The organism is Synechococcus sp. R55.8 (assembly GCF_047461895.1).
In the GTDB taxonomy this organism is placed as follows: Bacteria; Cyanobacteriota; Cyanobacteriia; order Thermostichales; family Thermostichaceae; genus Thermostichus.
In genome coordinates, this window is the sequence record NZ_JANSIB010000081.1 from 1 (window position 1) to 14,267 (window position 14,267).

The window sequence follows — 14,267 nt, forward strand, 5'->3', positions numbered from 1 at the left end:
CAGTCGCAGACCTTCCCAGAAGGTAAAGGTGTTGAAACACGAAGCCGTTCGCCACTTGCAACGTGTAGGAGTTGCCGGTCGCGGACCTTCTCAGAAGGTGAGGGGGCTAAAATGCCCTATGAATTCTAAAAGTCCTCTCGTAGGTTGTCTCAGATTAAAACAATGGAGGATCCTAAACAATGCGCAAACTTTTACCTGCTGAACCTCCCCGCTGGTATGGACTGAAAGAAGATCCCAAACATGTCGATAAAGAATGCTATACCCCCCAAACCTCCGACATTACCGACAGTCGGGCTAATAGAGATATTACGGAAGCCTGGAATGGAAAGCCCTGCTTTGCCCTCAACAAAACTAAAGATCCACGCACAATATCCATCGGCGATCTCAAGCTGATCAGCCCACTACAAATCGGCGGGGGTAGCTTTCCTGAAGGTGGGATCCTTCCAGCCCAAGCAGCCGGAATACCCTGGATCCCTGGCTCAAGTGTGAGAGGATCCTTGTTGCACTATTTGCGGAAACATTGGGACAGGATCCCGGCGAATGAGCAAGCCTTTTGGCGGACGCTACTGAATGAGAATCAAACCGCTTGGCTACCCAGAAAGATCCGGTTTGAGAATCTCTTTTTGGAGAAATCTAACCTCAAGCCTTATCCACTCAACCCTCAGCAACCTTGGCAAGTTTTTAATCAAAGGGATCCAAAGTTGGGCGTACAATGGCAGATCCCTGCCGGAGAAGGCATGAATGCTCCCAAATATGCTCTCAACATCACCCTTAAAGAGATCCCGACCGAAGAGCAGAAAAGCTGGGTTACTCAGCGGATGAAGGAAATGTTGCGCCATCAAGGGCTAGGACGTGGGATCCATGCAGGATTTGGACGGATAGCAGAACGGATCCCTGTGGGGCAATGGACGATAGAATTGCAAGGGATGAAGCCCTGTATCCAGCAGCACATAGTTCAGAGTGGTCAGGTGACGCAACAAGGGCAATATCGTTGGAGTCCGCAAGTTTTACGGGCCAATCTGCGGGGATGGTTTACTCGTTTGGCCTTGCCTTTGTTGGGAATACAGAACACTGAAAGGCTAACTAACAAAATCTTTGGCGGTTTGGGTTGTCCTGCCGATTTGGTGCTGTGTAGCTACAAAGCCTCGGATCCATTGCCTGCTCTCAGTATTGAGGATGGGTTGGCCAATGGCTACGCCAATATACCTGCCCGTGACGCCCATGAAACCTGGGGGATCCAAGTTGAATGCAATGAGCCATTTCAGCCCTTGATTGGCGATCTGCTGAACCTGGCCCAACAACTGGGCGGACTTGGCCCTGGCTGGAGAAGACCCCCGCATCAACTCACCAGCTTCCGAGGCTTTCGGGGCAGCCAATTTACCCTCAGAAATGTCAAGCCCTTGCCATTGGCTCCGTTGATCGACAGCCTCAAGGTTCAGATCAGAAGTTTGGCCGGACAATATGGGATCCCGGTTTTAAGTCAGCCTTATCTGGGGACGGGGTGTATCTTCAGCATTTGGGAATCAGAGGATCGCAAGGCTTGGATGGAGATTGTACATGGGGTGTGTAGTACCAAGACCAACCCTCGACCGGATTGGTGTGGCAGCTCAGAGCATCGACCCTCTGGGTATTCTGTTAGGGAACTCAAGGATCGGTGTCGGATTACAGTGCTGGATCCCGATGTGGTGCCAACCTTGAAAGACATAGGGTTTCAACAGGTCTGGAGCGCTTGATCACGGCCCAGGATCCAGGCGATAAGGGGGGGATCCCTGTGGTCAAGATAATACCGGACGGTTTGGGTCAGGTCGATCTCCAAGATGCTGGTGATCATCCTGTGCATGAGCTCCAGATGGATCCGGTCGTCCTAGGTAAGCAGAGCATACCTGCCATGGAGGCTGTTGTTGAGAGCGGCCAAGGCTGTTTGGGTGGCAGTAGCCATTCAAAGGGAGGCTTGAGGCAGGCATCCCACAGCAAGCGGAGTCGGGCCTCGGTGATGTGGAGAGGAGAATATGTTTTTGAAGGGATCCCTTTCAGCTCTCTCCCTCTGTTTTTTTCCGCGAGCGAGTTGAGGTCGCTTTCTTCGCGCCAGCGGATGCCGCAGATCTCTTGGATGATTTCTTCAGAGTAGGGGGCAACGCTGTAGGAGTTACGAAAAATACTTCCGATAGGGCATCCAGTTTTTTGCCTCGCGTAATTTTGCACCCAAGCTTGGTTATGGGGGTTAAGTCCTGCCACCAACTTCTATCCGCCTCTGCAATCCGGGCAGCTGCAATGGTTACATCGACTCCCTTGAGGGGACTGCTGGGTCGCTCGGCTAGGTATCTTAGCGCAGCCAAGATAGTCTCTCTCGATGTATTGGTCAAATTTACCTTCGGAACAATTTCTTTGGCGAGAATCTGGGCCTGCTTAACCTGCTCTGGATCAGGATCGACAACGATACACCATAGCCTTTCCAGTCCCGCTTCTTGAGCAACTGCATAGACAAAATGGTTACCAATGGCTTTGTACTGATAGTCGCCAGCCTCGACCACCAGCAGAGGAACCCAGTTGTGTCCTCCTGTCGCCCTTAGCTGATCTGCGGCTGCGGCAACAAGGAAGGAGGGAGCAGAAAACCCATCGGCGGGCGTAATGCTCTCAAGGGGTAAGTTAACCAACCTACCTAGATCTGAAAACTCACTCATCGATAAAGTACTCACGGGCAAGACTCTGGTAGTATTCTAAAACTCTCCTGTGATTAAAGACGGCAGGCCTTCGATCAAAGCTTGCAGAGGATATCACTGCATAGTCAGGTATCCTAAAAATGCTTTTGTTTTCATTACCTCTCTTAAAATGCGGCCAGAAATATGGACGTAGATCTACACTTTTCTCCTGGTTGATAAGCTTCTGTATCTCTTCGTGAGCTAGTCTAATAGTGTATTCACTTCCCGAAGAGACGCCGTTGAAAAAGGTAGGCAAAGCAATAGGGCCACCATCCTGTCGTGACCTAGCAGTTTCTGGAACAAAGCTGGTGATTACTCTAGCAGCATTATTCAGGGAAGACAGATCGTCGGGGCGGGTAGGTATCAAAATAACATCGGCAGCAAAAACACCACTTTGGCTGAAGTAAAGCCATTGAGTTGGGCAGTCGATTAGGATGTAATCATACTCATTGCGAAGAGGAGCAATGAGATCGCGAAGGCGCCGAGTTCCCTTTGGGATATATGCTACTGCCCGGCTATCAGTCAACGTCTCCAGCTCAGGGTCTCTTGGGATAATGTCGAAGATGGGAAGGGTAGTCTGCTTGCCTTTGAGTCTATATGTTTGGACAATGGCATGGATGTCTATTTTGGGATCCTTTAAACATTGCGTCAGTGTAATTTTTCCAGGAGTGGCTCCCAAACTTCTTGTCAGATCACCCTGAGAATCAAAGTCAACAACTAAGACCTTTTTTCTCTTGGTTGCTAGTGTTGTGGTTGCTAGTGTTGCCGCAAGGTTAATGATCGTCGTTGTTTTGCCTACGCCCCCTTTATTGTTATACACGCATACAGTCAGAGCGCGCTCATAGTTTTCTATCTTGTCTCGCAAGTTACGCACTATGCTCTCAATGTTATCTGAGCTAATATCAAGGTTTGCTGTAGCGGGGTGAACGACTTTTCCGTGCTTCCTCCAAAGCTGGATGTTATTTGCATTGGTGATAATTCCCCATTTTGCAGATTTGCAGTTCTTGGCAAGCAAGTAACTTTCTATCTGACAAACTGCATCTCTATAGCAAGATCCTTCTCTGAGATTAACTGCTCTAGATTTTGCCTCCAAAAGCAAGTAGGGATTCTTCGGGGATCTCAAGAAAATATCTTCAGGATCTCCGTTCTTTCTTGCTGCGAGATCGACCTGGCCGCAACCTGTCTCGAATTCATATCTAATTTCCGAGTCGTCAAAGCCAAGCGCCTGCAGGAGAGGAAAAGCAAAGTGTTGGACAACAACTCGCTCTACCCTCTCGGTGGGAGACATCCTCTCAAGCTTCTCTCGGAGATATCTAGCCGCAGTCATAGGAAAAAATAAGGTGGACAATGCTAACCAAGCTAAAAGCTCGCCCTCAGCATAGCAGTTGCTTGGCTCGTTCTGACAGTGCCTGAGCTGTCAGGCCGTTGTAGTCCATCAATTCGGCGGGGGTGGCGGTGGTTTCCCCGCGTTTCCAAGCGAAGAAATCCCGCGGGCCGGCATAGCGCAACATCAAGGGTTCGAGCATCAGGCTAGATCCGCCTGTTACGCCGATGAGGGCCTCGCCGGCAAACCAAGCGGCAAATTCTTGGTCGGACATGAATTCCCCATCTGGCTGAGCACAGGTGGACCAAGCCACGTCGCCGGGGCGATACAGACGGCGGGGGTTAATCACCGAGACGATTTTGCAGCCGATCCCTTGGGCTTGGAGCTGTTCAGCCGCCTCGAACACGGGCAGGAGAATCATATCCCCCACCACGGCAAAGACCACGGTGCGGGATCCAGGAAGTTCCTGAAGGACGGTGCAGCCCTGCTCTACTGCTTGGCGGGCTTGTTCGAGGGTGGTGCGGATGGGCAGGGGGGTTTTGCTGGCGATGATAGGGATCCCTTTGTTGCAGGTGGATAGGGCCCATTCGTAGGCAGCTTGGGCACAGTTGGCATCCGGCGGGAAGAGGGGAAAGATGTTGCCGTTGCGCATCATGGCTGCCAGGTAGGCCTCAATTTCCGGGCGTTGGTGGGTCCAGCCGTTGCGCCCCTGTTCCAAAGCGCCGGCAGTGAAGAGGGCAATGGCCGAGGGGGTGGGTCGGCGTAGCTCTGCCATGGCTTGGGTTACCGTCTGCCAGATGGGTAGGCCGTTGACGGCAAAGGACTCGTAGGAGCACCACAGGGAGCGCCCGCCGAAGAGGGCTAGGCCCGCCGTTAGCCCCGCGCAGGCATCTTCGCTCAGGGGCTCATAGACTTGTCCTTGGGGCTGTTGGTTGTAGAGAGGATCCACCGTGGGGTGAATCACCTTGAGACCTTGGTTCACATTGGCGATGCCGGAAGCTTCGTTGCCGTCGGCATTGGCCACCAAAAAGTCGGGATCCTTCTGCCCCACCTGCACCACCAGGGATCCGATGGCCGTGGTGGAAACCTGCTTGTCCCCTAGGGGAAACTCCGTTAGGTTTAGGGATCCCAAAGGCGGCAAAGGCCGAACGAACTCTGTAACCGCCACCTTGGCGGCTGGCCCCCCGGCTGCCCGTTGGCAGTTTTGTCGCACCAGGGCCCAAGCTGCCGGATGTAAGGCCCGCGCCCGCAGAGCCGCCACAATGTCCGGGTGATCCAGAGTGTGGTGGCCGTAGAGGTTGTGGGACTTGGATCCCTTGGCATGTACCCCAGCCCCCTTCAGTTGCTTGAGGATGAAAACCGTTAATTGTCCGCTCAGGGCTGATTGGATGGCTCGCTCCATTTCGATCAGCACCCTTTGGGCAAAGGCAAGGCGGGCTTCTAGGGAAAACTGAGTGCTGTCGACGTAAGGGCCAGGCTGTTGGGCATCGTCAAAGTCCTTGGCATCCACCAACACCACTTCCTCAAAGCCGTTGCCCCGCCAATACTCGGCCATCTGGGCGTTGCTGGCGGTGGAGATCATGCTGTGGTGCTCTTGGCTGTAGCCGTTCCAGACCAGCACCGGCAGGAAGTTGGTGCGCTGGGGGAAAGCGGTGTGAAAGTGAATCATGGAGCTCATCACATAGGGCTCCCCCAGGCCGCCATCCCCAATCGTGACCGGGAAGAGGCGATCTGGATAGAGCAGGGCTCCTGCCATGGCAAAGTGCTGCCCCTGCCCCAGCGGCCCAGCCGGCGCCAGCAGTCCGGGAATGTAGCCAGAGAGGTGACCCAACAGCCCTTCCCGCTCTCGAAAACGGGCCCGCAGGTCGGCGACGGTGTGGATGCCCATCTCGGCCAGGGATCCATCCAAAAACATGGCCGCGTAAAAGCCCGGCGCGTGGTGCCCAACTTCGGTGGGGATGTTCTTCTGGCCCAGGTACACCAGAGCTGCATAGGCTTCTGCTTGGCTGGCAAATCCGCCCGGATGGCCTGAGGCTTTACTGGCGGTCATTTGCAGGGTGAGGTAGCGCAAGGCATCGGCATAGAGCAAGGTTTGGTAGGCGGCCATGCGACTGCCGGGATCCCTCAGCTTCCCGGTGCCAGCATCCACTGCGGGCGCCTGACCCAGGCGGTCGAATTCCGGCCAGGGATCCCCGAAGTACTGGATCCCTTCGCAAAAGGCGGGGACTTGGGCAGTTGCCTCCTGAGCCAGTGTCATCGGTTCAGCCTCACGCTTGTTGGGTTATTCACACTCACTGTAAACCCGATAACGCTTTTTGGATGTTCTGAGCAGAACTCGTCCAGCCGACGATGCCCCCTTGCGCCCGGATCATCTCCAGGGTGGCTTGCTTGAACTCTGGGAAGTAGCTGGCGGTGCAATCTTCCACCAGCAGGCACTCATAGCCGCGGTCATTGGCCTCGCGCATTGTGGTTTGCACGCAGACTTCTGTGGTTACCCCGGTGAACAGCAGGTGGGTGATGCCGCGCTTTTGCAAGATTGCTTGCAGCTCGGTGGCGTAGAAAGCCCCTTTGCCGGGTTTGGGGATGACGATCTCTCCCGCAAGCGGAGCAAGCTCAGGGATGATGGTGTTGCCCGGCTCTCCCCGAATCAAAATCCGCCCCATAGGGCCTTCGTCCCCAATGGTCAGGGATCCCTTGCCGCGTTTGCGCTTGCTGGGCGGGCAATCGGAGAGATCTGGCTGGTGACCCTCCAGGGTGTGGATGATGGTTAGGCCCTTCTGACGACAGAAGTCCAGCAGTTCCTCCAGGGTGGGCACAATGGATCCCAGTTGGGTGACATCATTGCCCAGCATCTCCCCAAAGCCGCCTGGTTCCAGGAAATCTCGCTGCATATCGATGATCACCAGGGCCAACTGAGACAGGCCGGGAACTTCATACTTGTAGGGCAAGGCCGGGATCCGAACCATAGAGACCCCCAGTTGGGATCAATGCTGGGGCGGGGATCCTGCCTCGGCCAGGCCGATTTCCCTCAACCGCTGGGCCAAGTATTCTCCGGCAGTCAGGGAAGGGAACCGAGGGATCCCGCCGGTGCGGGCCACACAAGTCGGCAAGGGCGTGAGATCCACCTCTGGCCGCGGATGCACAAAGAAGGGAATGGAAAAGCGGCATTCTTGAGGGTTGTCGGGGTTGGTCACCCGATGGGTGGTGCTGCGCAACAGGCCATTGGTGAGGTTTTGCAGCATATCCCCGGCATCGACAATGATCTGACCAGGGAGGGCCGAAATGGGCAGCCAAGATCCATCTCGTTGCAGAAGCTCTAGACCTGGCGCGGTGGCTTCACACAAGAGCGTAATCAAGTTGATGTCTTCATGGGCTGCAGCTCGTAAACTCTGGGGAGGGGCTTCAGCAGGGATCGGCGGATAATGAATCACCCGCAAGAGATTGGCTCCTCCTTCCGCCGCTTTGGGCAGGTATTCGGCAGGCTCCCCCAGATACAGAGAGATTGCTTGCAACAGTCCCTGGGCACAGGTTTCCAATTGGGCGAACAGCTCTAGCATCACCCTGCGAAATTGGGGCACCTCCCGAGGCCAGATGTTGGCAGGAAGGTGGGGATCCCCTTCGCGCCCGATGTGCCAAAACTCTTTCATGTCAGGATAGGGATGATCTTTAGCGTGTTCTTTGCCAAAGGGGGTGTACCCTCGTTGCCCCAGCAGCGCCGGATCCTCATAGGCTCTCTTGGTTGGCTCTGGCAAAAGAAAAACGGCTTCTGCGGCTTCATAGGCTTCCCGGATCAATTCCGGCGATAGGCCATGGTTAACCAAGGCAAAAAAGCCAATCTGTTGCAGCGCTTCCCCCACCTGGCGGACAAACTGCTCCCGCTCACCTGACGTTCCGTTTTGAAAGGCGGCAAAATCGACAACCGGCAGAGTCTGGCGTTGGGGAGTGGTTACCACGGCAAAAGTCGTCTCCGGCGAAGAGTCAACGCTATTTCTAGGCAGCGGGCTTGGTGTCCTATGCTATCCTTCCTAAGAAGCCAAGGGGAGAGTTCTGAATCGAAGACGGTCTGTTCGGGGTTCATCTACAATATCTATCTACAATATCTAGAGTCTAAAGCTGCTCAGCTACTTGCCTTCCCACAAGATGCAGGTAGAATCCTGCCGGACAGCCTCTGTCCCTTTTGTCTGGAGATTGCACCTTGTAGTGGCCTGTGCCCTTTTTGGAAGGCTGTGATAAAGTCGATAGAAGCAAAGCTATGGATTGATTTTGCCTTGAGAGCAGTCTGAGCCCTGGGTAGGCGGAATGGAGCGAGTTGTTCTGTTGTTGCACTGGGTTAACTGGATAAAGCAGGGCAGGCTACTTCTCTCTTTTTTAGCTGATTAAAGTTTTTGTAAAGTTACGGATACCTGTTGCTTGTCAACCATAACCGCGCCTAGAATTGCCGAGGACTGATGTTTTCGGAGATAGTTTGCAGACACTGTTGATGTTGCTTTCCTTTTGCCTACTCTCAATCTGTTGACCTTTCGAGACCGACTGCTCTATGACAGACACTCATCCCTGTGCCCCCTGTATTGTGAATACGGGAACTTTGGTGAACAAGCGGGATATTTACCGACTCCTATCCGATTTGGCCCGTGTTCGCTACTTCGATATCGTCGATGGCTCAGTGCGGAAGCAAGGGGAAGGCTGCGTGGTGGATGTTTTTCAGGATCCCACTGCTGCCACACTGGTGGTAAACCGTAGCCTCTACTTAAATGTGAACAGCTTTGACTATGCCTGTCTGCGGGATCCCGCTTCCGAAGAAGAGATTGCCAACCTGGGCAAGGAGCAGCCGGGCGTGGTTATCGACTTGGTTCAGGACGGACGTATTCTGCGCTTGGTTCCCCTGGTGGAGCCGCGTTCGGATCCCGAGGAGCTCTTGGGGGATAACCAGGCGCTGCGGGCAGCGGTGGATGTTTTGGCTGCGGGCTGGGGCATAGAAGAGGAAAACTCTTCCGACTCCTCAGATTGAGAGATCCTGACCTGAAAATATAGACCTCCAAACCCATCTCTTCCTGGCCTTGAAGTTGACCGGTGCGGTGTGACGCAAATCATGCTCGGGAGGATGGTTGCAGCCGGTATGATCCAACTGGGCCGTGAGGCTCTTTGCGTTTGGGGGTGGTGTGAAGGTTTTTTCGGGGCAGCGACAGCTTCTGGGGAAAGTATGGGGTCTGCGTCTGCTTGGATCCCTGGTGGCTGTGCTTCTGGTACTGGCGCTCAAGGCCTGCGGGGGAAGTGGTGGCTCCTCTTCTGTGAGTGTCATTCCCACTCCCATTCCAACCGTCATTCCCACTTCTACTCCAACTGTCGTTCTCACCCCTACTCCGACTGTCGTTCCTACCTCTTTGCCCTTGCCGACGGCTGCCCCTGTTTCCCAGTTCACCATTGACGTTCGCTTTCCCGACAACAGTCTCACTCCTACCCAGCAGTCGATCATCCGCAGTGCTGCTCTGCGCTGGCAACAGCTCATCGTTGGCGACCAGCCGGATCTGCCCCCCACCACTATTCGGGCCGACGAATGCGATCGAGGGTTTCCCAGCACGCCACTCAATTTCCCCATCGACGATCTGTTGGTGGAGGTGCGGGCCAGAAATCTCGGCAACGAGCGAATTTTGGGGGGAGCTGCTCCCTGTTTTGTACGGGCCTCTAATGGTCTGCCTTTTTACTCCGTAGTTCTGTTTAACAGTCAAAATCTATCTGCCCTGGAAGAACGAGGGGATCTGCCCATTACCGCCCTGCACGAGTTGGGCCATGCCTTGGGCTTCTTGCCCATCGTCTGGGATCCCAAGGGGCTAACGGTGGGCTTGGTGGGACGGGATCAGCCTACGCCCCCTGGCTACGATCCCCGCTTCATCGGCCCCAGGGCAGTCAGCGCCTTCGCCACGCTGGGAGGAAACGCGCCCTCTGTTCCTTTAGAAAACGAGTTTGGGGAGGGATCCCGAGATTCCCATTGGCGGGAGAGCGTCTTGGGCCGCGAGCTGATGACCAGCCGCATCGACCGGGGGGTAGCCAACCCCTTAAGCATTCTCACCGTCGAAGCAATGGCAGATATCGGCTATGACGTGAACCCGGCAGCGGCGGATGGCTTTGCTTTGGGGCGCGGCAGGGGGGTCTCTCAACCTTTGGAGCTGCAAGAGCTGGAGTTGACCCTACCCCTACAGCGATTTGACGCCGAGGGCAGGCGGGTGGGGGATCCCTGAGAAAAAGAGCATATTTACTCATGGCCAAGATGCTGCTTCTTAACAATAATGAAGGTCGAGTTGTATAACTTCACAACTTCGACAATCTCTCACCTCATTTCTTTGCAATGAGCCATGGGTATCCTCAAGAAGCTTTTCGGCGGCCTGTTCTCCTTTTTCGGCATTCTCTTCGGCGGCTTGGTGGATTTTGTTACCGGGCCTTTTCGTTCTGCACCAGCTTCTCCCAGCTCTGCTCCTGCGGCTACAGCAACTGCTCCTGCCAACAAGCCCAAGGTGGTGGTGGAGAAGCCTTTTGTGCCCAATGAGATCTCGGCTCCGCGTCCTAACCGTCGCCCTGGCCCGGCTTTGGATGTGTTCCGGGCTATGGTTCAGGAGATCCCTTCGGCGCGGGCTTAGTCTGCCCATCTTCGGGAGCAGCTCGTAAGATGGAGGTGACACCGCTGGAGACTGCTCTCTATGTCCGATCTCTCTTTCTCAGAACAAGAACGGCTGAAACAGCTTGAGCGTGAACTGGAGCAGGCGGCTGCAGCCTCTCGGGAGTCGGGAACATCCGTTGCGTCTCAGGGGAAAAGTGCCGTCCGAGCTTGGGTTGAGACTTGGGGGCGTCCACTGGTGACGGTCTTCGCCATTCTGGGCTGTATTCTTCTGGTTGGGCTGTTCTTCCGGGTTTTCGGCACCGTTCTCAGGTGGGCAGTGGTGGCGGGGCTGGGCTATCTGCTCTATGCCTGGGTGGTGGCACCGCGGCTGGGCCTTCCCACCGGAGCTAAGTCGAAGCCAGAGGACAGCAATCTCGACAGCTTTTGATGCCTAGGGATCCCTGGCGAGCATATGCTTACCTGGCGGCGGCCATCTTGGGCTGGGCTACGGCTGCCAGCGCTTTTAAGTTTGGGTTGCAGCACCTGTCGCCGACGGTTCTGCTGATTTTTTCGGCCTTTAGCTCTTGCCTGATCCTGGGGATCGTTTTGGTGGTTACAGGGCGGGCAGGGTTCCTCGGCAAGCAGAAGGGATCCCAAGTCCGCCTATCGGCTCTTCAGGGGCTGCTCAACCCCTTCGGCTACTATGGGGTGTTGTTCCAGGCTTATGACCGTCTGTCGGCTCAGGCGGCGATGGCTCTGAATTACACTTGGCCGCTGGTGCTGGCTCTTCTGGCGGTGCCGCTGCTGGGAGAGCGCTTCCGTTGGCGGCTGGTGTTGGCCTTGGGGGTGAGCCTGCTGGGGGTGGTGCTGGTGGCTACGGGGGGATCCTGGGGCACCTTGCAGGCGGGGGATCCCTGGGGGGTGCTGCTGGCGGTGGGCAGCTCTGGAATCTGGGCGCTCTACTGGCTGCTCAATGTGCGGGATGGGCGAGATGCGGTGCTGAAGCTGTTTATGGGGTTTCTCTTCGGCAGCCTCTATGGCCTGCTACTGCTGCCGTTTCAGGAGGTCTCTTGGACAGTTGCGGGGCTGGGTTGGGCGGCTTACATTGGTCTGGCGGAGATGGGCCTGACTTTTGTATTTTGGCTGCGGGCTCTGGAGTTGGCGGGCCACCGGGGATCCCTGGCCAACTGGGTGTATGTGACGCCCTTTTTGTCGTTGGGGTTGATTGCGGTGCTGTTGGGCGAGAGGATTGCGCTGGGATCCGTGCTGGGCCTGGGTCTGATTTTGGCCAGCAATCTGTGGGGATCCCGTAGGGAAAAGTCCCCCGCAGATCCTGTTCTGTCTTGAGGTGGTCGCGATGAATCCCGTTCCTCTGTATGTGGCGGCAACAGCTCACGGGTTTGGGCACGTTACCCGTCTGGCGGCGGTCGTGAATGCTTTGCTGCGGCGGGATCCCCATGTTCTGCCCATCTTTGTTACGCCGGCTCCCCGCTGGCTCCTGGAGCGTTACGTGGAGGGGAAGTTTCTCCATCGGCCGCGGGCGTTGGATGTGGGGGTGGTGCAGCCGGATGGGCTGCAAGCGGATCTGCCGGCTACGTTGGCTGCCCTCAAGGCGTTTAAAGCCAGCGCTGCGGAGCTTGTTCGAGAAGAAGCGGATTTCATTCGAGCCCAGGGGGTGCCTTTGGTGTTGGCGGATGTGCCGCCCATTGCTGTAGCCATTGCCCAGGCTGCTGGGATCCCTTGCTGGATGGCCAGTAATTTTGGCTGGGATTTCATCTACCAAGAATACGGCCCTGAGTTTCAACCGTTTGTGGCCTGGGTTCGGGAGCTCTATGGGCAATGTGACCTTCTGTTTCGCCTGCCCTTTAGCGAGAGCATGGTCGCGTCAGCGGTGCGGAGCACTAGCGCCTTCCCGCATCAGCGGGAGGTGGGGCTGACGGGATCGGATCCCCGCTACGGGCCGGAGGAGGTTGCCGCCCAGTTGGGGTTACACCCGGAGCAACCCAGGGCTTTGTTTACCTTTGGCGGGCTGGGGGTGCAGGGGTTTCCTTACGAGCGGCTCCAAGATTTTCCCGACTGGCAGTTTCTCACCTTTGATCCGGAAGCTCCCCCCTTGCCCAACTTGCGGGTTTTGGATGGGCGGGTGTGGCGACCGGTGGATGTGATGCCCCTCTGCCGCTGGGTGGTGTCCAAGCCGGGCTATGGCACTTTGGCGGAGGCCCTGCGCAGCCGCACGTCCATGGCCTGTGTCGTCCGCTCTGGGTTTGCCGAGTCACCGTTGCTGGTTGAGGGTTTGCGGCGCTATGGCTGGCATCGCATTCTCTCGCCAGAGGAGTTTTTTCAAGGATCCTGGGACTTTTTGCGGGATCCCGCCCACCCACCCCAGAGGCCGGATGGATTGGATCTGCAGGGGAATGAAACCCTGGCTGCTGCCTTAGAGGCATTCCTGCGGGGAAGGGATGCCGGGTAGCATAAAGGGCAGCTTCCTGCAGCGGATCCCATGGCCAGCAGCTCGACAGAATCTCTGCGGCAACTGTACGAAGAATTGCCCTACCCCAATGTGGCGATTGAGGCCTCGGGCCGCAACGCCATTGACGGGTTGTACCGCCTAAGTTTGACCACCGCCCAATACGCCCGCACCCGCGCCATTGTGCCCAGCGAAGGCGCTCTGATTTTGAATGCCGGCTGCGGCTCTGGCTGGGAAACGTTGATCCTGGCGGAGGCCAATCCAGGGGCGCGGCTGGTGGTGTGCGACCTGTCAGCAGAATCGGTACGGGTGACGGAGCGACGCTTGCGCTACCACGGTTTTGGAGAGGTGGAGTTGTATGTTCTCGACCTGTTGGATATCGAACAGTTGGGGTTGGAATTTGACTTCATCAGCCTCAACGATGTGCTCTATCTGCTGGACGATCCGGTGGCGGGGCTAAAAGCCCTCAAGCGGGTTCTCAAACCTGACGGGATCCTGCGGGCCAACCTGCACCACGCCTACCAGCGGGAGGTCATCTTCCGCATGCAAGAGGCGTTTCGGCTGCTGGGGCTGTTTGATCTACCCACTCCTGAGGCCTGTCAGCGGGTACGGGAATTCATGGCCAGTTTGGCCTCAGACGAAATGCGGGCAGCCCTGCGCTGGAACCCTGAGATCTACAAAGACGACACCAACATCCGGGCCAACTACCTCTTGCCAGGAGACAAGGGCTTCCTGATCCCCGACCTGATGCGCATGCTCGAGGAAGCTGAGCTGGGCCTGGTTTGTCTGGTGGACTATGCCGACTGGGATCCGGCGCTTTTGTTCAAAGAGAGGGCCATGCCCCCCTGGCTGCAAGCCGAGCTGGACAAACTCTCGCCTGCCGACCAGAATCACTTTTATGAGCTGATCTACCCCAACCATCGCCTCATTGACTTTTGGGCAGAACACCCTGGCTCTTCCTTGGTCTTGCCCTGGAGCGACGCCGATTGGCTGGGGGGCAGAGTGCAGCTCAACCCCATCCTGGCCGACAACGTCGAATTTCGCCAAAACTTTGCCAAAGCTCACGAGAAAAAGCTGGAGTTTGCTATGAATTGGCCGGGATCCAGCTATGGGCGTCTGACCATCTCAGCCCCTCAGATGGCTTGGCTGGGATCCCTGTTGCAGGGGCCAACGGCAGTGAAAGCC

The 14,267-nt window shown here is 56.2% G+C and carries 13 protein-coding genes; 8 read left to right on the forward strand and 5 right to left on the reverse strand.

Annotated elements, in window-relative coordinates; translation table 11 throughout:
* The first annotated feature begins 179 nt into the window (after nt 1-179).
* On the forward strand, nt 180-1,733 hold the full coding sequence (locus NW829_RS08975) for an RAMP superfamily CRISPR-associated protein (RefSeq protein WP_414416912.1): 1,554 nt from the start codon (nt 180-182) through the stop codon (nt 1,731-1,733).
* Nucleotides 1,734-2,030: 297 nt separating this feature from the next.
* Here the strand turns inward: NW829_RS08975 and NW829_RS08980 are convergent, their stop codons facing one another.
* The 5 genes from NW829_RS08980 to NW829_RS09000 all read right to left on the reverse strand — a co-directional run bounded on the left by NW829_RS08980 (nt 2,031) and on the right by NW829_RS09000 (nt 7,976).
* Nucleotides 2,031-2,681 carry a Rho termination factor gene (locus NW829_RS08980; RefSeq protein ID WP_414384042.1) on the reverse strand — a complete coding sequence of 217 codons (651 nt, stop codon included), beginning with the start codon at nt 2,679-2,681 and terminating at the stop codon, nt 2,031-2,033.
* Nucleotides 2,674-3,987, reverse strand: coding sequence for an AAA family ATPase (locus NW829_RS08985; protein ID WP_414416913.1), 1,314 nt, complete (start codon nt 3,985-3,987; stop codon nt 2,674-2,676). Before NW829_RS08985 ends, NW829_RS08980 begins: the two co-directional genes overlap by 8 nt.
* Before the next feature lie 85 nt (nt 3,988-4,072).
* A complete protein-coding gene (locus NW829_RS08990; RefSeq protein WP_414416914.1) occupies nt 4,073-6,280 on the reverse strand; it encodes a phosphoketolase in 2,208 nt (735 codons plus the stop codon).
* Between the two features lie 34 nt (nt 6,281-6,314).
* Nucleotides 6,315-6,989, reverse strand: coding sequence for a cysteine hydrolase family protein (locus NW829_RS08995; protein WP_414416915.1), 675 nt, complete (start codon nt 6,987-6,989; stop codon nt 6,315-6,317).
* 18 nt (nt 6,990-7,007) lie between these two features.
* Nucleotides 7,008-7,976: an isopenicillin N synthase family dioxygenase gene (locus NW829_RS09000; RefSeq protein ID WP_414413953.1), complete on the reverse strand. Its 969-nt coding sequence runs from the start codon at nt 7,974-7,976 to the stop codon at nt 7,008-7,010.
* Between the two features lie 584 nt (nt 7,977-8,560).
* Here NW829_RS09000 and NW829_RS09005 point away from each other — a divergent pair.
* The 7 genes from NW829_RS09005 to NW829_RS09035 all read left to right on the forward strand — a co-directional run.
* On the forward strand, nt 8,561-9,031 hold the full coding sequence (locus tag NW829_RS09005; protein WP_414331929.1) for a hypothetical protein: 471 nt from the start codon (nt 8,561-8,563) through the stop codon (nt 9,029-9,031).
* Nucleotides 9,032-9,251: 220 nt separating this feature from the next.
* Nucleotides 9,252-10,259 (forward strand): leishmanolysin-related zinc metalloendopeptidase, encoded by a 1,008-nt coding sequence (locus NW829_RS09010; RefSeq protein WP_414416916.1) that lies wholly within the window; start codon nt 9,252-9,254, stop codon nt 10,257-10,259.
* Nucleotides 10,260-10,373: 114 nt separating this feature from the next.
* Nucleotides 10,374-10,655 (forward strand): hypothetical protein, encoded by a 282-nt coding sequence (locus NW829_RS09015; RefSeq protein ID WP_011432432.1) that lies wholly within the window; start codon nt 10,374-10,376, stop codon nt 10,653-10,655.
* A gap of 60 nt (nt 10,656-10,715) precedes the next feature.
* Entirely contained in the window at nt 10,716-11,063 is a 348-nt protein-coding gene (locus NW829_RS09020) for a hypothetical protein (RefSeq protein WP_414413951.1), read from the forward strand.
* The gene (locus NW829_RS09025; RefSeq protein WP_414413950.1) at nt 11,063-11,962 is read left to right on the forward strand and encodes a DMT family transporter; all 900 of its coding nucleotides are present in this window, start codon (nt 11,063-11,065) and stop codon (nt 11,960-11,962) included. Before NW829_RS09020 ends, NW829_RS09025 begins: the two co-directional genes overlap by 1 nt.
* Before the next feature lie 10 nt (nt 11,963-11,972).
* Entirely contained in the window at nt 11,973-13,085 is a 1,113-nt protein-coding gene (locus NW829_RS09030; protein ID WP_414416917.1) for a glycosyl transferase, read from the forward strand.
* A 30-nt stretch (nt 13,086-13,115) separates the two neighbouring features.
* Nucleotides 13,116-14,267, forward strand: a 1,152-nt coding sequence (locus NW829_RS09035; protein WP_414416918.1) for a class I SAM-dependent methyltransferase, incomplete at its 3' end; no start/stop codon positions are given.